The following is a 17,238-nucleotide window of genomic DNA, read 5'->3' as shown; positions in this document are numbered from 1 at the left end:
TTGGTAATTCCTGGGGGGGGGGCGGGCCGACCTGCTTAGTTTTGTTTCTCGGGGTTGTGTTGGTGTTGTTATTTAAAAAAAACCCCCCCCCCCCCCCCCACCACCTAAGCCGGTCAGCCCTTGTTCTCGTGCAGGGCCGTGAGCGACGCCCGGGCGATGGCGTGGCTGAAGAGGTTGAAGCCGAGAAAGGCGGGCGTGGCGTCTTCGCCGACGTCCAGCTTCTCGACGTCGACGGCGTGCACCGTGAAGATGTACCGGTGCGGCCCGTGTCCGGGCGGCGGGGCCGCGCCGAGGAACTGCTTCACGCCGCCGTCCCCCTTCAGGGTGACAGCGCCCTTCGGTAGGCCGGAGCCCGCTTCGTCGCCCGCGTTCGCGGCCAGCGCCGTCACCGACGCCGGAATGTTGAACACCGCCCAGTGCCAGAATCCGCTCGCAGTCGGGGCGTCGGGGTCGTAACAGGTCACGGCGAAGCTCTTGGTCTCCGCGGGGAACCCCTCCCACGACAGCTGCGGGGAACGGTCCTCGCCGCCCGCGCCGAAGATCCCGGAAAGCTGGGGCGTCGGCAGGAAGCCGCCTTCCTCGATGTCGGTGCTGCTCAAGGTGAAGGCAGGCAGATCGGGCAGGAATTCGTACGGATCGGGTGCCTGCGGCATGCGTCCTCCTGGTCGTCGAACAGATGACGAAGCCAGGTTATGACCCCGAGGACCCCGGCGCGGGTTCAGGGACGAATCCGGGGGTTACCCCTATGTCCAACCCGTCGCGCTGCCCTTAGCGTCGAGCTACACGAAAACTGCTCTGGAGGGACTCAACACCATGGCGCGCCCACTCCTCGCAATCGGAGGCATCGCCTTGATCGGCGTCGGTGTCCTCACCGGCCTCGGCTGGTGGTGGCCGTCCGACGCGGAGGCCACCGCGGAGGTGGCCCAGCCGATCCGCAGTGTGCGCATCGAGAACGACGAGGGCCGCGTCAAGGTGCACGCCGGTGACGGGCAGGTCCGGGTCCACCAGCAGTTCGAGTACCGCGGGAGCAAGCCGGGCGACGCTTTCCGCGTGGACGGCGACACCCTGGTCCTCGGCGACTGCGGCTCGTCCTGCGAGGTCGCCTACGACGTGGTGGTCCCGGCGGGCATCCCGGTCTCGGGCACCTTGGACTCGGGGGCGCTCGACATCGCCGGAGTGTCCACTGTGGACGTCACGGTCGACTCCGGCCGGGTCGAGGTGCGCGACGTGCCGGGCACCGTGAAGGTGAAGTCCGACTCCGGTCGCGTCGAACTGGCGAACATCGGGCAGGCGGTCACCGTCCAGGCGTCTTCCGGTTCCATCAAGGGGGAACGGCTCGGCGGCAATGTCGAAGCCCGCGCGGACAGCGGCCGTATCGAGCTCGAACTGGTCAAGGGAGCCGACGTCACGGCGCGGACCGACAGCGGTTCCGTCGAGGTCACCGTCCCGCCGGGCGACTACAACGTCACCGGCGACACCGGCAGCGGCCACCGCGACATCGACGTGAACCAGTCCGGTTCGGCCCAGCACAAGCTCGATCTCAACACCGACAGCGGCAGCGTCAAGGTCAAAGCGGCCTGACGGAATTCATCGGGGGAAACACTTTCTCATGGGAAACAAGGAGAAGCGCGTTCTCGGCGCGCTCGCTCTCGGCGCGCTGACCGCCTTCGGGATCGTCGGCTGCACAGGCGAAAGCCAAGAGAAGCTGAGCGACGGAGCGCCGATCACCGAGCAGATCACCGCGATCCGGGTGGACGTCCCGGTCGGCGGGGTCGCGCTCCGGGTCGAGGACGGCGCGCCCGTCTCACTGCGCCGCGAAGTGACGTACACCGGCAAGAACCCCGGCAAGACGTACAGCGTCGAGAACGGCACGCTGGTCCTCGGCGGCTGCCAGCAGTGCGGCGTGGACTACGACGTCGTGGTGCCGCGCGAACTGGCGATCTCCGGGACCATCGGCACCGGCAAGATCACCCTCGCCCGCGCCGCTTCCGTCGATCTGAAGGGCGACGTCGGCGACTTCAAGGTGATGGGCACGTCCGGTCCGGTCAATCTGCGCACCGGCACCGGTGACATCGAGGTCGGGCTCGCGAAGCCCGGCGCTGTCACCGCGAACGCCGAAGTCGGCAAGGTCGTCGTCACCGTTCCCGACGGTGCGTACCAGGTCCGCGCGAAGGCGGAGGTCGGCACGGTCGAGACCGGCGGCGTGCGGCAGGACCAGGCTTCGGCGAACGTCCTGGACCTCAAGTCCGGCACCGGCTCGATCACGGTGAAGCCCGCATGAAGGCTCTCGCCGCCGTCACCGCGCTGACCCTGCTGCCGCTCACCGCGCTGCCGGCGTCCGCCGCGTCCGGGATCGACTGGAAGCCGTGCGCGACCGAGTACGCGCCGACACTGGAATGCGCGAACCTCCGGGTGAGCGGCGGTTTTTCGATCGCGCTGGCGAAACTGCCCGCGACCGATCCCGCGCGCCGCGTCGGTTCGCTGCTGACGAATCCGGGCGGTCCCGGCGGTGCCGGGGTCACCGTGCTCAAGTACGGCGGCCGCGGTTTCGCGCTGGACAAGCCGGAAATGGCCGAAGTGCGGCAGCGGTTCGACGTCATCGGGTTCGATCCGCGCGGTGTCGGCGAGAGCACGCCCGCGATCACCTGCGGGCCGGATCTGCACGATCCGTCGATCAGCCGTTTTCCGCGGAGCCGCGCCGATTACGACAAGCTCCTCGCGCACAACCGCGCCTCGGGTGAGGAATGCCTGAAGAGGACCGGGCGCGCACTGTCCTCTATGGACACTTGGCACGCCGCGGACGACATCGAAGCGATCCGGGGCGCTCTTGGTGAGCCGAAGATGAACTGGCTCGGCGTCTCCTACGGTTCCGAACTCGGCGCCGCGTACGCGGAGAAGTACCCGAATCGCATCCGGACGATGGTGCTCGACGGCGCCGTCGACCACTCCCGGACGACAAGGCAGGCGGTCCTCGAAGAGGCCGTCGCGACCGAAGGCGCGCTCAAGGACTTCGCGAAGTGGTGCACGACGTCCGCCGACTGCGCGCTTCGCGGCAAGGACGTTCTCGCCACCTATGACGCCTTGATGCGGACGCCCGGTGGTGTGCCGTCGAAACAGCTCGGCCGGAACGTGACCGCCGAGGAGATGGCGGCCGGAATCTACGGCTGGCTGATCATCCCGGCGTTCTGGCCGGACGTGGCGAAGGGGATCGAGGCCGCGACGGCGGGCAACGCGGACGGGCTGCTGCCGTACTCCCAGCTGGATCCGTCCTATGGCGCGTACCGCTCGATCGGCTGTCACGACTTCGGCTCGCCCTTCACCTCCCACGCCGACATGAGGGCGATGCAGGGGCTGGTGAAGACGCTCTCGCCGCATGGCTGGCGGTACTCGGAGTTCTGGGACATGGCCAGCGGGTGCGCGGGCTGGCCGGTGCCGTCGGCGTACCTGCCGCGGCCGCAGAAGGTGACCGGTGCCGCGCCGATCCTGGTGGTCGGCGGTGAACACGATCCGGCGACGCCGCTCGTATGGGCGAAAGGTCTCGCGCGGAACATCGAGAACTCGACGTTGCTCGTCGACGCCGGCTACGGGCACACGGGGCTGCTGAACTCGGCCTGCGTGCGCACCGAAGAGGTGAAGTACCTGGTGAGCGGTGTCACACCCGCTCCGGGCACGGTCTGCCGGTAGCCCGGGAACAAGACGACCATGCCGCACGTTGAGCCGGGTACAAGGTTGAGTGAGGGTGACTCAAGTCCGGCTTGACGGCAGCCCCACCATCCCGATACAACTTGCGTTGAGCCCACTCAAGGTGGGCGAGAACGTGCAGGTCACGAACTAGCAGGAGGATCACACCATGGCGCGAGCGGTCGGCATCGACCTCGGCACGACCAACTCGGTCGTCGCTGTCCTTGAGGGCGGCGAGCCGACGGTCATCGCCAACTCGGAAGGTTCACGCACCACCCCGTCCATCGTCGCCTTCGCCAAGAACGGCGAAGTGCTGACCGGTCAGCCGGCGAAGAACCAGGCCGTGACGAACGTCGACCGGACCATCCGGTCGGTCAAGCGGCACATCGGTACCGACTGGAAGACCGAGATCGACGGCAAGGCCTACACCTCGCAGGAGATCAGCGCCCGCGTGCTGATGAAGCTCAAGCGCGACGCCGAGGCGTACCTGGGCGAGACCATCACCGACGCGGTCATCACCGTCCCCGCCTACTTCGAGGACGCGCAGCGGCAGGCCACGAAGGAGGCCGGGCAGATCGCCGGCCTGAACGTGCTCCGCATCGTCAACGAGCCCACCGCGGCGGCGCTGGCGTACGGCCTGGACAAGGGCGAGAAGGAACAGACCATCCTGGTCTTCGACCTCGGTGGCGGTACGTTCGACGTCTCGCTGCTGGAGATCGGCGAGGGTGTCGTCGAGGTCCGCGCGACCTCCGGTGACAACCACCTCGGCGGTGACGACTGGGACGAGCGGATCGTCACCTGGCTGGTCGACAAGTTCAAGTCGTCCAACGGCATCGACCTCACCAAGGACAAGATGGCGCTCCAGCGCATCCGTGAGGCCGCCGAGAAGGCGAAGATCGAGCTCTCCAGCTCGAACTCGGCCAGCATCAACCTGCCGTACATCACCGTGGACGCGGACAAGAACCCGCTGTTCCTCGACGAGCAGCTCTCCCGCGCCGAGTTCCAGAAGATCACCTCGGACCTGCTCGAGCGCACCCGCAAGCCGTTCAACAACGTCATCCGTGACGCGGGTGTCGCGGTCGGCGACATCGACCACGTCGTGCTCGTGGGTGGTTCCACCCGTATGCCCGCCGTGTCCGAGCTGGTCAAGGAGCTGACCGGCGGCCGCGAGCCGAACAAGGGTGTCAACCCGGACGAGGTCGTCGCCGTCGGCGCGGCGCTGCAGGCCGGTGTGCTCAAGGGCGAGGTCAAGGACGTCCTGCTGCTCGACGTGACCCCGCTTTCGCTGGGCATCGAGACCAAGGGCGGCGTGTTCACCAAGCTCATCGAGCGCAACACCACGATCCCGACCAAGCGTTCGGAGATCTTCTCCACCGCGGACGACAACCAGCCGTCGGTGCAGATCCAGGTGTTCCAGGGTGAGCGCGAGATCGCGGCGCACAACAAGAAGCTCGGCATGTTCGAGCTGACCGGTCTCCCGCCCGCCCCGCGTGGCGTGCCGCAGATCGAGGTCACCTTCGACATCGACGCCAACGGCATCGTGCACGTCCTCGCGAAGGACCTCGGCACGAACAAGGAGCAGTCGATGACGATCACCGGTGGCTCCGCGCTGCCGAAGGACGACATCGAGCGCATGGTCAAGGACGCCGAGGCGCACGCCGAGGAGGACAAGCAGCGCCGCGAGGAGGCGGAGACCCGCAACCAGGCGGAGACGCTGGTCTACCAGACCGAGAAGTTCGTCAAGGACAACGAGGACAAGCTGCCCGACGAGCTCAAGGGCAAGGTGAAGTCCGCGATCGACGAGGCCAACGAGGCGCTCAAGGGCACCGACTCGGCGAAGATCCGCGAGTCCATCGAGAAGCTGAACACCGCTTCGCAGGAGCTGGGCACCGCGCTCTACGCCAACGCGGCCGGTAACGCGGCCGACGGTGCGGCCGCCGGTGAAGGCGCCGCCGGTGCGGCGGGCGCGGGCACCGGTTCGCAGGCCAAGGCGGACGACGTCGTCGACGCCGAGATCGTCGAAGAGGACGAGAAGGACAAGAAGTGACGGGACGCTACGACGAAACCGAGGGCCGGGGCCCGGAGGAACCGGTGGTCGTGCGGGACCGCAGGCGGATCGACCCGCAGACCGGTGAGATCCGTCCGGCCGCCCCGGCCGCCGAACCCCAGGACGGGCCGAAGCACGCCGCTCCGACCGAGGACACAGTGGAGCCGGTGCCGCCCGCCGCACAGACCGAGCCGGAGCCCGCGACCCACGCGGGCCCCGGCCTCGGGGAGTCCATTGTGGACGAGTCGGTGTCGGTGGCATCGGGGCTGGAGAAGGAGCTGGCGGAACGCACCGCCGATCTCCAGCGCCTCCAGGCGGAGTACGCGAACTACCGCAAGCGGGTGGATCGCGACCGCGAGCAGGTCGTGGCCGGCGCGAAGGCGTCGGTCGTCGGCGACCTGCTCCCGCTGCTCGACGACCTCGAGCGCGCGGAGCAGCACGGCGATCTGACCGGTGCCTTCAAGGCGGTCGGCGAGAAGCTCGTCGGGAGCCTGCAGCGGTCGGGCCTCGAGCCGTTCGGCACCGAGGGCGAGCCCTTCGACCCGAGCGTGCACGAGGCCGTCCAGCACAGCACGTCGCCGGACGTCACCGGGCCGACGGTCACCATGGTCATGCGCCGCGGTTACCGCTTCGGTGATCGCGTGCTGCGTGCGGCGCTGGTCGGGGTCACCGACCACGAGCCGGGCGGCGCCACGACGGAACCGATTGACCAGCCTGTCGGCGGCGAGTTGCCGCTCGAGGGCGAACTTTTCGATGAGAACAACCGCTGATCGGCGATACGGCGTGAAAGGAGGAGACGTTCGGTGAGTGCACGGGAATGGATCGGTAAGGACTTCTACCGTGAGCTGGGCGTCTCCTCCGACGCCACCGCGGACGAGATCAAGAAGGCCTATCGCAAGCTGGCCAAGGAGAACCACCCCGACGCCAACGCGGGCAACGCGGAGGCCGAGAAGAAGTTCAAAGCGGTCTCCGAGGCGTACGGCGTTCTGTCCGACACGTCCAAGCGCAAGGAGTACGACGAGGCTCGCCGCCTCTTCGGCTCCGGTGGTCCCGGCGGCTTCGGCTTCCCGGGAGGCGGCGGTGGCGGCGGCGGGTTCGACGTCGGCGACATCTTCGGCCAGGCGGGCCAGCAGCAGGCGGGCTTCGGTGGCCTCGGCGACATCCTCGGCGGTCTCTTCGGCCGCCGCGGTGGTGCGGCCGGCGCCACGGCGAACCGGCCGCAGCGCGGCTCGGACGTGGAGACCGACGTCCGCATCGACTTCACCGAGGCGGTCAAGGGCGCGACCCTGCCGCTGCGGCTGTCGAGCCCGGCGACCTGTTCCACCTGTGGCGGCAACGGCGCGAAGCCGGGGACTTCCCCGAGGACGTGTGCGACCTGCCAGGGCAGCGGGCTGGTCAGCCGGAGCCAGGGCGCGTTCGCGTTCTCCGAGCCGTGCCGCGACTGCCGCGGCCGCGGCACGATCATCGACGACCCCTGCCCGGAATGCGCGGGCGAGGGCATCAGCACCCGCACCCGCACGCTGACCGTGCGGATCCCACCGGGCGTCGCCGACGACCAGCGGATCCGGCTCGCGGGCCAGGGCGAACCGGGCCGGGGCGGCGCGCAGCCGGGCGATCTGTACGTCCGCGTGCACGTCGCACCGCACGCGTTGTTCGGGCGCAAGGACCTCGACCTCACGATCACCGTGCCGGTGTCCTTCGCGGAACTGGCCCTCGGCGGCACGATCACCGTGCCGACACTGGAGGGCAAGGTCTCGCTGAAGGTCCCGCAAGGCACGGCTAGCGGCCGCGTGCTTCGCGTGCGCGGCAAGGGAATCGCGAAGCGTGACGGCTCGCAGGGCGATCTGCTGGTCACCCTGCAGGCGGCCATCCCGGCCAAATTGGACGACAAGGCGCGTGAAGCGCTGGAGGCGTACGCGGAGGCCATGGCCGACCACGACCCGCGACCGGAGATCACCGAACTTCTCGAAGGCAGGTGAGCACGATGTTCGGCGGGCTGCCGCACGGTGCGGACGAGGACACGCCGGTGTTCGTCATTTCGGTGGCGGCGCAGCTTTCCGGCTTGCACGCGCAGACCCTGCGGTCCTACGACCGGCAGGGTCTCGTGTCGCCGGGCCGGACCTCCGGCGGTGGACGGCGGTACTCGATGCGGGACATCGCGTTGCTGCGCGAAGTGCAGCGACTGTCCCAAGAGGACGGTGTCAACCTCGCGGGCATCAAGCGGATCATCGAGCTGGAGAACCAGGTCGACGCGCTCCGCGCGCGCATCGCCGAGCTGACCGAGGAACTCACGGCGGCGTACCTCACCGCCGAACAGACCGCCGCGGCCGTGCACGCCTCGTACCGCAAGGATCTCGTTCCCTTGCGGCAACAGACGGCCCTAGTGGTCTGGAAACCCAAAAAGCGCGGTTAGCCCCTGCGTGCTTGAACACGTCACTCGCGTGACTGGACACGTCACTCGCGTGACTGGACACGTCACTCGCGTGACGGAACTCGTAACTCGCGTGATTGGAGCCGTAACTCACGAGTTACGGCTCCAATCACGTGAAGTACGGCTTCAAGCACGCGAGATCGGCGTTGCGGCAAGTGCGCAATTAGAGGACTAAATGCGTTATTGGCCGGGGACCAGGGTCCGGATCTGCTGGACCTCGCCGGTGCGCGAGTCCTGGATCCGCTGGGCCAGCGCCTTCGACTCCGGGTTCTTCCCGTCCTTCAGTTCGGTCCTCGCCAGCGCGACCCCGTTGTGCTGGTGCGCGACGAAGATGTCGGCGAAGTCGAGGGTGAACTCCGCACCATCCTTTTTGGACAGTGCGTCGAGCAGGCCCTTGTCGGTGAGCCCGTCGCCACCGTGATGGTGGTGCGCGTTCGGGTCCATCGAACCCGTCTCGGGTTTGCCCCAGGCCTTCAGCCAGTTCCGCATGTCGGTGCTCTCGGTCTGCTGCGTCGCCTCGATCGCGGCCGCGAGATCCTTGAGCTCCTGCTTCTGCGCCTGCTTGGCCTTGACCAGTTTGACGATCTCCACGCCCTGGTTGTTGTGGGCGATCATCATCTGCAGGAACATCACGTCGGCGTCGTTGTACTCCGCGGACGCCCCGGCCGACTGGGGCACGGGGGAGATCGGGGCGCCGGCGGTTCCGGGTGAGCCATCGCCGGCCCCGCAGCCCGCGAGGGCCACGAGACCGGCGACGAGAACGAGGGCCAGCTTCACTGCCGGACCCACAGCGCCGGGGTGTTCGGCGGCTCCCACCCCTGGATCGCCGTATGCGCCATCTGGCAGCGGTAGGTCGCGCCGCCGTAGGTCACCGTGTTGCCGACCGCGTAGGCCGTCCCGGCCGCCCAGGTGCCGCCGGTGGGCGGGTTGCTCGTGCTGGTCGGCGGGTTCGACGTCGTGGGCGGGTTGCTCGTGGTCGGCGGGTTGCTGGTGCTCGTGGGCGGGTTGCCGCCGCCGATCTGCAGGTCGATGCAGCTGTAGAAGGCCATCGGAGTGTCCGCGATGTTCCACACGGCGAGGACCTTCTGACGGCCGCTGAAGCCGTTCAGGCTCACGGTGTGCGACGTCGGGTCCTTCGGCGCGGAGTTGTTCCCGCTGATGTCGGCGATCTTGGTGCCGCCGATGTAGTACTCGTAGTTCGTGGTCCGGTGGTAGGCGGTGAACCTCCAGTTGAAGGTCACGCTGTTGCCGACCGGCGCGGCGGGCCAAGGCTTCGATTCGTCGTTGAGCTCGGCGAACTGGGGAAGCCCGCCGTTGCAGCTGCGGAGCCCCTTGGGGCCCTCGACGCTCTGGGGTTCGTAAACGATGCTGCCGCAGCCCGAAACCTTGCCCTGGGCGCAGTTCGCCTGGCGGCTGGGCGGGGACAGCACGTAGCCGTGGGCGCTGGCCACCTGCGGGATGGTCACGATGGCGATCGGGGCGAGGATCGCACCGGCGGCGGCTGCCACGAGCTTGCGTTTGACGGTCATGCCGGCTCCTGGGGATGGAACGACGGTGTTCCCGTGAGGGGGAGCAATGTGGTCTAGACCATAAATCCGCCGGTGACCGTGGTCAATGATTCACTGACCTACTGCTGCGTCGAGCCCAGGTGGAACAGCCGATCGGCCTAATACGAACGAAGCATCGGCTCAGTCCAGGGTGAAGGGGTCGTACTTGATCCGCGCCAGATCCGTGCCCGCGGCGAGCAGTTTCGCGATCGTCGCCCGGATCATCGACGGCGACCCGGCGACGTACACGTCGCGCTCCTTCCAATCACCGCGCTGCGTGACCGCGGTGGCCAGCGTGCCGCGGTCGCCGCCGGGGATGGTGCCTTCCTCGGTCACCGGGGTCACCGTCAGCCAAGGGCAGGTGACGGTCAGCCCGCGGAGCTCGTCGAGGGCGTAGAGGTCTTCCGGTCGGCGGCCGCCGAAGAACAGGTGGACCGGCGGATTGTTCTTCCAGCGCGACATGTCGTCGAGCAGCGCGAGCAGCGGCGCGACACCGGTGCCGCCGCCGATCATCAGCAGGGGACGGCTTTCGGTGTGGTGCACCGAAAGCGCGCCCAGCGACGGGCCGATGCGCCAGACGTCGCCGAACCGGGTGTGGTGGACGATCGCGCGCGAAACCCAGCCACCGCGCACGGCGTGCACATGGAACTCCATCATGCCGTCTTCGTGCGGCGCGGTGGCAGGCGAGAAGTATCGCCACATCCGCGGCCGTTGCGGGACTTCGACGCTGACGTAGCCGCCGGCCCGGTACGGGAGCGGCTGGTCGGTGCGCACCTTGACGATGGCGACGTCGCGGGAGACGAGCCGGTGTTCGACGACCGTCGCCTTCCACCACGCCGGCCCGATCTCCTTGCCAGCGGCCTCGCGCATGCTCTTCGAAATGACGCCGTACGCGGTGACCCAGGCGTCTTCCACCTCGGGCGTCCAGTCGTCCTTCAAGAACCTTTTCAACGCGGCGATCAGCGCGACGCCGACGGCGTCGTAATGGCGGCCGAGGACGTCGAACTTCCGGTGGTCCCGGCCGAGCTGGGCGAGGAACGTGGCCAGTTCGTCGGGCCGGTCCACCATCTGCACGACGTAGACGAGCGCGCGCAGCAAACGATTTCGCTGCGTGGCCATGTTGATCGGGAACAGCGCCCTGGCGTCGGGCGAAACGGCGAAGAGCGCCCCGTAGAAGTATTGGGACAACTCCTCGGCCTTCGTTTCGACGGCGGCGAAGCTCTCCCTGATGATCTTGGCCAGCTGGACGGACTTGTCCGCCGTCGGCGTCTCGATCAAGGGTGGGACGGGAATCGGTGAAGACCTCGACGAACTGGGCGGATGCTTGTATTTCACGGTTTCGGCAGTCATGGGTGAACGATTTTCTCCAGTTGGATCGGGCATATTCTCCAGACCCGATGTCATCGTGCTCGTGTTCCCCCGAGGGTTCCAGACTGTATGCCCGAACGTCGGGAAAGGATCCAAGAATGGTTGTTTCCCGCTCGAACGGAGCAAACGATATACGCGCCGTCAACACCGTCTGGCACTAAGTAAAGGAAAGCGTGATCCGCCGATCGGGTGGCTTTTTCTCCGTGATTACGAGGTCACGTAACGCGGCTGAACACCATTGTGGAATCGAAATTCCTAGTCGATGGTGAAGGGGTCGTACGCGATCTGGTCGAGCGCGCTGCCCGCGACCAGCATCCGGGACACCGTCGCCCGGATCATCGCGGGCGAGCCGGCGACGAGGATCCGGTGTCCCGGCCAGGATCCTTGCTGGGTAACGGCTTCCGCGAGTGTCCCCTGCACGCAGCCGGGGGCTTCCTCACCGCGTTCGACCACCGGGGTCACGGTGAGCCACGGGTTCGTGGCGGCCAGGGCGCGCAACTCGTCGAGGTCGTAGAGGTCCTCACGCGACGGTCCGCCGTAGAACAACTGGACCTTCGGGTTCTCGCCCCACTGCGCGAGGTCGTCCAGGATGGCGCGCAGCGGCGCGATGCCGGTGCCGCCCGCGATCATCAGGACACCGCGGCCGTCGGTCCGGTCGACCGCGAGCCTGCCGAGCGGCGGGCCGAGCCGCCAGACGTCGCCGGGCTGCGTGTGGCTCACGATGGCGCGCGACACCCAGCCGCCGTCGACCGCGCGCACGTGGAACTCGATGCCGCCGTCCTCGCGCGGCGCGTTCGCCGGCGAAAGGTAGCGCCAGAGTCTTGGCCGCTGCGGTACTTCGACGCTCATGTACTGGCCGGGCTGGTACGGCACCGGGAATTCGGGCTGGACGCGGACCAGGGCGAGATCCCAGGTGAGCCGCCGGTGTTCGAGTACTGTCGCCGACCAGGACGCCGGGTTGACGTCGGCCGCGGCGGCCTCCTGCATCGCGCGGGCGACGATGGTGAACGCCTCCGCCCAGGCTCGCTCCACTTCGGGTGTCCAGTCCGGACCGAGGTGGTTCTTGAGCGAGGCGAGCAGCGCGGTGCCGACGGCCTCGTAGTGCCGCGGGATGACGCCGAACTTGCGGTGGTCGCGGCCGAGCTGGGTCAGGAACGGGACGAGATCGTCCGGCCGGTCGACCATCTGCACGATGTGGACCAGCGCGCGGACCAGCCTGCCGCGCTGGACCTCCATGTTGATCGGGAAGAAGTCGCGGGTGGCGGGCGCGAGGGTGAACAGCATCCCGTAGAAGAACTGCGAGATCTCCGGGATGAAGGGTTCGCATTTCGCCCAGGTGTCCCGGATGAGCCGCACCATCGCGGTGACCGCGGGCGGGGCTTCACGCGGCGCCGAAGACCGCGGGACCGGGCTGACCGCGTCGGCCGTCACGGGCTGGGAGTCGCTGATCGGGAAGCGCATACCGGAAGACAGTTCCCCAGGTTCACGTACGAGGGTCCACTGGAGAAGAATTCACGGATCATTCACCTCTCCGGTCAGTGGCTGTCGGGCCGGGGGCTGAGTTCCGGCTCGTTCGCGAGACTAGCCGCCGAGAGACCTTTTGCCTGCATCGTTGCTCCGGACGGGTGTACTCGAAGTCGGTCGGCAGTGGGCGATCTCACGAGGTAAATAGTTGTCTTACGCAAGTGTCGCCGAATAAAGTTGTACTGTACAAGTAGCCAGGAGGGACCGATGAGCTCCGCGGACGACGCCAGGGTCGAGCTGATGCGCGAGTTGAAGGCCGCCTCCCAGCTGCAGCACGCCTGGATAATGCAGGCGTGGCAGGACGACCCCGGTCTGCATCCGGCGGCCGCGATGCTGTTGTCGGACCTGGCGAAGCACGGCGAGGCGCGCCCTTCCGAATTGGCCAAGCGACGTTTTGTGGACCTTTCGGTCGTAAGTCGTCAAATCTCCCAGCTGTCCGCGGCGGGGATGGTCGACCGCCGTCCGGCGCCCGAGGACGGCCGCGCGTCGATCATCAGCATCTCCGAGCGAGGGCGAGCGGAGCTGGGGCGACGGCGGGCCGGTTATCTGGAGTTCATGGAGCGCGCGCTCGGCGGCTGGGACGACGAAAAGGTCCTCGAACTGACGACGCGTCTGGCGGAGATGAACGCCGATCTCCGCGTCGCCCTGTCCGTCCCCGCTTGCGACGTTTGACGGCGGCCGTTCCTACCCGCCGGTCTTGACTGAACGGACCTTTCGCGGCGCTGTGACGCCGGTAGCGTCGTATCTGTGCGTAACCGGGTCGCCTTGCTGGTCGCCTTGGGCATCGACAACTTCGGCTCGGGACTGTTCCTCCCGCTCGGGCTGGTCTTCGTCATCCGTGTGGTGGGTCTGCCGCTCGCTCAGGCGGGGGGTGCGGTCACTCTCGGTGCACTGGCCGGCCTGCTCGTCCCCGCGTTCGCCGGCCGTCTCGTCGACCTGATCGGCCCGCGGACGGTGATGATCTGCGCCCACGTCCTGCAGGCCGCCGGTGCGAGCGCTTTCCTGCTGGCCGCCGGATTCACCGGCGTCGTCGGCGCGTCCGTCATGCTCGCCGCCGGGCAGCAGCTGTTCTACAGCTCGCAGTTCTCTCTCATCGCCGACGTCGCGGGCGAAGGTCCGAAGGACCGGCCGTTCGCCGAAGCCGCGATGGTCCGCTCCGCGGGTTTCGGGCTGGGCGGGCTCGCGGCGGCCGGGCTGCTGGTGTGGATCGGGCGCGAAGGCCTCTACGTCGCCGTGATGGTGGACGTCGCGACCTTCGTCGTCGCCGCGGCCATCCTCGCGACGCTCGTCACCCCGGCCCCTCGGCATCTGCCGCGGCTCTCCGGGCCCGCGCGGGTCTGGCGGAACCGTCCGTACCTGGCGCTCATCGTGTTCAGCGGCCTCTTCGCGCTCACGATGGACTTCTTCCTCATCGGGATGCCGGTGTACGTCTTCAACGCGTTGCAGGGGCCTCGATGGCTTCCCGGTGCGATCATCGCGCTGCTCACCGTCGTCACCAGTCTGGGTGGAGTCGTCGGATTGCGGCTGACCAGGAAGCTGACCCGGATCGCCGCGATGCGCGCGGGTGCGGCGTTGTTCGCGGTGTGGTGCCTGGCGTGCCTGGTGGTGGTGTTCGTGCCGAAGGTGTTCCAGCCGGTTTACCTGCTCGGCGCGACCCTCGTGCTGGCCGCGGGCGATCTCGCCTTCGGGCCGCGATCCGGCGCGCTCGCCGAAGCCGCGGCGCCGCCGGAGGCGAGAGGCAGGTATCTGGCGGCCTTTCAATACGCGTTCACGCTCGCCGCGGTGATCGCTCCGGCCGTCGTCGCGCTGTTCTCCGTGGCAGTCTGGATCCCGTGGGTGCTCGTGGCCGCGTGCGCCTGCACGGCCGTGGTCGGCCTCGGCCGGGTGGGTCCGCGCCTGCCCGCGGAGGCCGTCTCGCCGACGAGAACCTGAAATTTTCAGAGTTGAGCGGAACAGACTCAACTTTTCTGACGTTGTACCTGTCGACAGGATTTCGCAGGACCTAGTACGAGGTGAGGGATGGACGCTTTCAACCCGACCACGAAGACCCAGCAGGCGATCTCGTCGGCGGCGCAGGCGGCCACGATGGCGGGAAACCCGCACGTGGCGGCCGCACACCTGCTCGGCGCCCTGCTGGCGCAGGGTGAGGGGCTCACCGCACCGCTGCTGACCGCGGTCGGGGCCGATCCGGCGCAGGTGCACAAGGAGCTGGAGCCGCTGATCGCGGCGCTGCCGTCGGCGACCGGCGCCACCGTGTCGAGCCCGCAGTTCGACGCGAACGCCGTCAAGGCGCTGACGCACGCGCAGAAGCTCGCGACCGAACTCGGCGACGAGTACGTCTCGACGGAGCACCTCCTCGTCGGCCTCGCCACCGAAGGCGGGCCGGTGGCCGACCTGCTCAAACGGCACGGCGCCACCCCCGACGCGCTGCGCGAGGCGTTCGCCAAGGTGCGCGGCTCCGCGCGGATCACCAGCGCGGATCCGGAAAGCACGTTCAAGGCGCTGGAGAAGTACGGCGTCGACCTGACCGAGCGCGCCCGCGCCGGCGAGCTGGACCCGGTGATCGGCCGCGACACCGAGATCCGCCGCGTGGTGCAGGTGCTCTCGCGCCGCACCAAGAACAACCCGGTGCTGATCGGCGAGCCGGGCGTGGGCAAGACGGCCATCGTCGAAGGGCTCGCCCAGCGCATCGTCGCCGGTGACGTGCCGGAGTCGCTGCGCGGCAAGCGCGTGGTGGCGCTGGACCTCGGCTCGATGGTCGCGGGCGCCAAGTTCCGCGGCGAGTTCGAAGAGCGGCTGAAGGCCGTGCTCAAGGAGATCACCGACTCCGCGGGCGAGGTCGTCACCTTCATCGACGAGCTGCACACCATCGTCGGCGCCGGCGCGACCGGCGAAGGCGCCATGGACGCCGGCAACATGATCAAGCCGATGCTCGCCCGCGGCGAGCTGCGGATGGTCGGCGCGACCACGCTCGACGAGTACCGCCAGCACATCGAGAAGGACGCCGCGCTGGAGCGGCGTTTCCAGCAGGTGCTGGTCGGCGAACCGTCCACTGAGGACACGATCGGCATCCTGCGCGGGCTCAAGGAGCGGTACGAGGTGCACCACGGTGTGCGCATCACCGACGCCGCGCTGGTCGCCGCCGCGACCCTGTCCGACCGCTACATCACCGCCCGGTTCCTGCCGGACAAGGCGATCGACCTGGTCGACGAGGCAGCGTCGAAGCTCCGCATGGAGATCGACTCCCGGCCCGTCGAGATCGACGAGGTCGAGCGCGCCGTGCGGCGGATGGAGATCGAGGAGATGGCGCTGTCCAAAGAGGACGACGTCGCCTCCAAGGAACGCCTCGCCGCTCTGCGTTCGGAGCTGGCCGAGAAGCGGGAGACGCTGACGGCGCTGACCGCGCGCTGGCAGAACGAGAAGGGCTCGATCGAACGCGTCCGTGAGCTCCAGGAACAACTGGAACAGCTGCGCGGCGAGTCGGAACGCGCCGAACGCGACGGCGACCTCGGCAAGGCCGCCGAACTCCGCTACGGCCGGATTCCCGCGCTGGAGAAGGAGTTCCAGGCCGCGACCGAGGCCAGCGCGGTCAGCCAGCAGAACGTCATGCTCAAGGAAGAGGTCGGCGCGGACGACGTCGCCGACGTGGTCAGCGCGTGGACCGGCATCCCGGCCGGACGGCTGCTGGAAGGCGAGACGGGCAAGCTGCTCCGGATGGAGGACGAGCTCGGCAAGCGCGTCGTCGGGCAGAAGGAGGCCGTGCAGGTCGTCTCGGACGCGGTGCGGCGCACCCGGGCGGGCGTCGCCGACCCCGACCGGCCGACCGGTTCGTTCCTGTTCCTCGGCCCGACCGGCGTCGGCAAGACCGAGCTGGCGAAGGCCCTCGCCGAGTTCCTGTTCGACGACGAGCGCGCGATGCTGCGGATCGACATGAGCGAGTACGCCGAGAAGCACTCGGTGGCGCGCCTGGTCGGGGCGCCTCCGGGCTACGTCGGCTACGACCAGGGCGGTCAGCTGACCGAGTCGGTGCGCAGGCGGCCGTATTCGGTGGTGCTGCTGGACGAGGTCGAGAAGGCGCATCCGGACGTGTTCGACGTGCTCCTTCAGGTGCTCGACGACGGACGGCTCACCGACGGCCAGGGCCGCACGGTCGACTTCCGCAACACGATCCTGGTGCTGACGTCGAACCTCGGCTCGCAGGCCATCGCCGACCCGGCGCTCGACGAGCGCCAGCGCAACGACGCGGTGATGTCGGTGGTGCAGCGTCAGTTCAAACCGGAGTTCCTGAACCGGCTGGACGACATCGTGGTCTTCCACGCGCTGGGCACCGACGAGCTGACGTCCATTGTGGACATCCAGATCGCGCGGCTCGCCACGCGGCTGTCGCGGCGCCGCCTGACGCTGGAGGTCACCGACGGGGCCCGCGAATGGCTCGCGCTGAACGGCTTCGACCCGATCTACGGCGCGCGGCCGCTGCGGCGGCTCGTGCAGTCGGCCATCGGCGACAAGCTGGCGAAACAGCTGCTGGCCGGTGAGATCCGGGACGGCGACACGGTCCGGGTGGACATCCCGGCCCAGGAGGCGTCGGACGCCCTCACGGTGTTGCGGGTGGACTGAGGCCTCGTGTGTGGGGGGGGGGG

Annotated in this window: 15 protein-coding genes; 10 read left to right on the top strand and 5 right to left on the bottom strand. The window is 68.4% G+C overall.

Annotated features, from left to right (window positions below):
- Window positions 1-113: 113 nt before the first annotated feature.
- Window positions 114-653 (bottom strand): YbhB/YbcL family Raf kinase inhibitor-like protein, encoded by a 540-nt coding sequence (locus tag ACIRGA_RS27220; protein WP_400945831.1) that lies wholly within the window; start codon window positions 651-653, stop codon window positions 114-116.
- Window positions 654-813: 160 nt separating this feature from the next.
- Between ACIRGA_RS27220 and ACIRGA_RS27215 the strand changes: the two genes are divergently transcribed.
- From ACIRGA_RS27215 to ACIRGA_RS27185, 7 genes are all read left to right on the top strand, one after another.
- Window positions 814-1,581, top strand: coding sequence for a DUF4097 family beta strand repeat-containing protein (locus ACIRGA_RS27215; protein ID WP_400945829.1), 768 nt, complete (start codon window positions 814-816; stop codon window positions 1,579-1,581).
- A gap of 28 nt (window positions 1,582-1,609) precedes the next feature.
- Window positions 1,610-2,281 carry a DUF4097 family beta strand repeat-containing protein gene (locus ACIRGA_RS27210; RefSeq protein WP_400945827.1) on the top strand — a complete coding sequence of 224 codons (672 nt, stop codon included), beginning with the start codon at window positions 1,610-1,612 and terminating at the stop codon, window positions 2,279-2,281.
- Complete coding sequence (locus ACIRGA_RS27205) at window positions 2,278-3,684, top strand: alpha/beta hydrolase (protein WP_400945824.1); 1,407 nt, start codon at window positions 2,278-2,280, stop codon at window positions 3,682-3,684. Before ACIRGA_RS27210 ends, ACIRGA_RS27205 begins: the two co-directional genes overlap by 4 nt.
- A gap of 166 nt (window positions 3,685-3,850) precedes the next feature.
- On the top strand, window positions 3,851-5,728 hold the full coding sequence (gene dnaK, locus ACIRGA_RS27200; RefSeq protein WP_400945822.1) for a molecular chaperone DnaK: 1,878 nt from the start codon (window positions 3,851-3,853) through the stop codon (window positions 5,726-5,728).
- Window positions 5,725-6,498 carry a nucleotide exchange factor GrpE gene (gene grpE / locus ACIRGA_RS27195; RefSeq protein ID WP_400945820.1) on the top strand — a complete coding sequence of 258 codons (774 nt, stop codon included), beginning with the start codon at window positions 5,725-5,727 and terminating at the stop codon, window positions 6,496-6,498. The genes dnaK and grpE overlap by 4 nt, the downstream gene beginning before the upstream one ends.
- A gap of 33 nt (window positions 6,499-6,531) precedes the next feature.
- Window positions 6,532-7,707 (top strand): molecular chaperone DnaJ, encoded by a 1,176-nt coding sequence (dnaJ, locus tag ACIRGA_RS27190; protein ID WP_400945818.1) that lies wholly within the window; start codon window positions 6,532-6,534, stop codon window positions 7,705-7,707.
- Window positions 7,708-7,712: 5 nt separating this feature from the next.
- Window positions 7,713-8,141 carry a heat shock protein transcriptional repressor HspR gene (locus tag ACIRGA_RS27185; RefSeq protein WP_400945846.1) on the top strand — a complete coding sequence of 143 codons (429 nt, stop codon included), beginning with the start codon at window positions 7,713-7,715 and terminating at the stop codon, window positions 8,139-8,141.
- Window positions 8,142-8,339: 198 nt separating this feature from the next.
- Here ACIRGA_RS27185 and ACIRGA_RS27180 read toward each other — a convergent pair whose 3' ends face one another.
- The 4 genes from ACIRGA_RS27180 to ACIRGA_RS27165 form a co-directional block, all read right to left on the bottom strand.
- Window positions 8,340-8,936 (bottom strand): DUF305 domain-containing protein, encoded by a 597-nt coding sequence (locus ACIRGA_RS27180; RefSeq protein WP_400945815.1) that lies wholly within the window; start codon window positions 8,934-8,936, stop codon window positions 8,340-8,342.
- Window positions 8,933-9,688, bottom strand: a complete 756-nt coding sequence (locus tag ACIRGA_RS27175) for a lytic polysaccharide monooxygenase (RefSeq protein WP_400945813.1) — start codon at window positions 9,686-9,688, stop codon at window positions 8,933-8,935. Before ACIRGA_RS27175 ends, ACIRGA_RS27180 begins: the two co-directional genes overlap by 4 nt.
- A gap of 159 nt (window positions 9,689-9,847) precedes the next feature.
- Window positions 9,848-11,056, bottom strand: a complete 1,209-nt coding sequence (locus ACIRGA_RS27170) for a globin domain-containing protein (protein WP_400945810.1) — start codon at window positions 11,054-11,056, stop codon at window positions 9,848-9,850.
- A gap of 273 nt (window positions 11,057-11,329) precedes the next feature.
- A complete protein-coding gene (locus ACIRGA_RS27165) occupies window positions 11,330-12,535 on the bottom strand; it encodes a globin domain-containing protein (protein WP_400945808.1) in 1,206 nt (401 codons plus the stop codon).
- 270 nt (window positions 12,536-12,805) lie between these two features.
- Here ACIRGA_RS27165 and ACIRGA_RS27160 point away from each other — a divergent pair, with 270 nt between their 5' ends.
- The 3 genes from ACIRGA_RS27160 (at window position 12,806) to clpB (ending at window position 17,215) form a co-directional block, all read left to right on the top strand.
- Entirely contained in the window at window positions 12,806-13,270 is a 465-nt protein-coding gene (locus ACIRGA_RS27160) for a MarR family winged helix-turn-helix transcriptional regulator (RefSeq protein WP_400945806.1), read from the top strand.
- Window positions 13,271-13,345: 75 nt separating this feature from the next.
- Complete coding sequence (locus tag ACIRGA_RS27155; RefSeq protein WP_400945804.1) at window positions 13,346-14,530, top strand: MFS transporter; 1,185 nt, start codon at window positions 13,346-13,348, stop codon at window positions 14,528-14,530.
- Between the two features lie 87 nt (window positions 14,531-14,617).
- On the top strand, window positions 14,618-17,215 hold the full coding sequence (clpB, locus tag ACIRGA_RS27150) for an ATP-dependent chaperone ClpB (RefSeq protein WP_400945801.1): 2,598 nt from the start codon (window positions 14,618-14,620) through the stop codon (window positions 17,213-17,215).
- Window positions 17,216-17,238: the final 23 nt, after the last annotated feature.

Origin of the sequence: Amycolatopsis sp. NPDC102389 (genome assembly GCF_044765885.1) — a bacterium.
Taxonomy (GTDB): domain Bacteria; phylum Actinomycetota; class Actinomycetes; order Mycobacteriales; family Pseudonocardiaceae; genus Amycolatopsis.
Note: the sequence above shows the minus strand (reverse complement) of the source record. Positions and strands in the feature narration are given on the sequence as shown.

Bases quoted from the DNA above. Each gene is read 5' to 3' on its own strand.
- ACIRGA_RS27220 (WP_400945831.1), bottom strand. From the start codon at position 653: ATGCCGCAGGCACCCGATCCGTACGAATTCCTGCCCGATCTGCCTGCC.
- ACIRGA_RS27215 (WP_400945829.1), top strand. From the start codon at position 814: ATGGCGCGCCCACTCCTCGCAATCGGAGGCATCGCCTTGATCGGCGTC.
- ACIRGA_RS27210 (WP_400945827.1), top strand. From the start codon at position 1,610: ATGGGAAACAAGGAGAAGCGCGTTCTCGGCGCGCTCGCTCTCGGCGCG.
- ACIRGA_RS27205 (WP_400945824.1), top strand. From the start codon at position 2,278: ATGAAGGCTCTCGCCGCCGTCACCGCGCTGACCCTGCTGCCGCTCACC.
- dnaK (WP_400945822.1), top strand. From the start codon at position 3,851: ATGGCGCGAGCGGTCGGCATCGACCTCGGCACGACCAACTCGGTCGTC.
- ACIRGA_RS27185 (WP_400945846.1), top strand. From the start codon at position 7,713: ATGTTCGGCGGGCTGCCGCACGGTGCGGACGAGGACACGCCGGTGTTC.
- ACIRGA_RS27175 (WP_400945813.1), bottom strand. From the start codon at position 9,688: ATGACCGTCAAACGCAAGCTCGTGGCAGCCGCCGCCGGTGCGATCCTC.
- ACIRGA_RS27170 (WP_400945810.1), bottom strand. From the start codon at position 11,056: ATGACTGCCGAAACCGTGAAATACAAGCATCCGCCCAGTTCGTCGAGG.
- ACIRGA_RS27165 (WP_400945808.1), bottom strand. From the start codon at position 12,535: ATGCGCTTCCCGATCAGCGACTCCCAGCCCGTGACGGCCGACGCGGTC.
- ACIRGA_RS27160 (WP_400945806.1), top strand. From the start codon at position 12,806: ATGAGCTCCGCGGACGACGCCAGGGTCGAGCTGATGCGCGAGTTGAAG.
- clpB (WP_400945801.1), top strand. From the start codon at position 14,618: ATGGACGCTTTCAACCCGACCACGAAGACCCAGCAGGCGATCTCGTCG.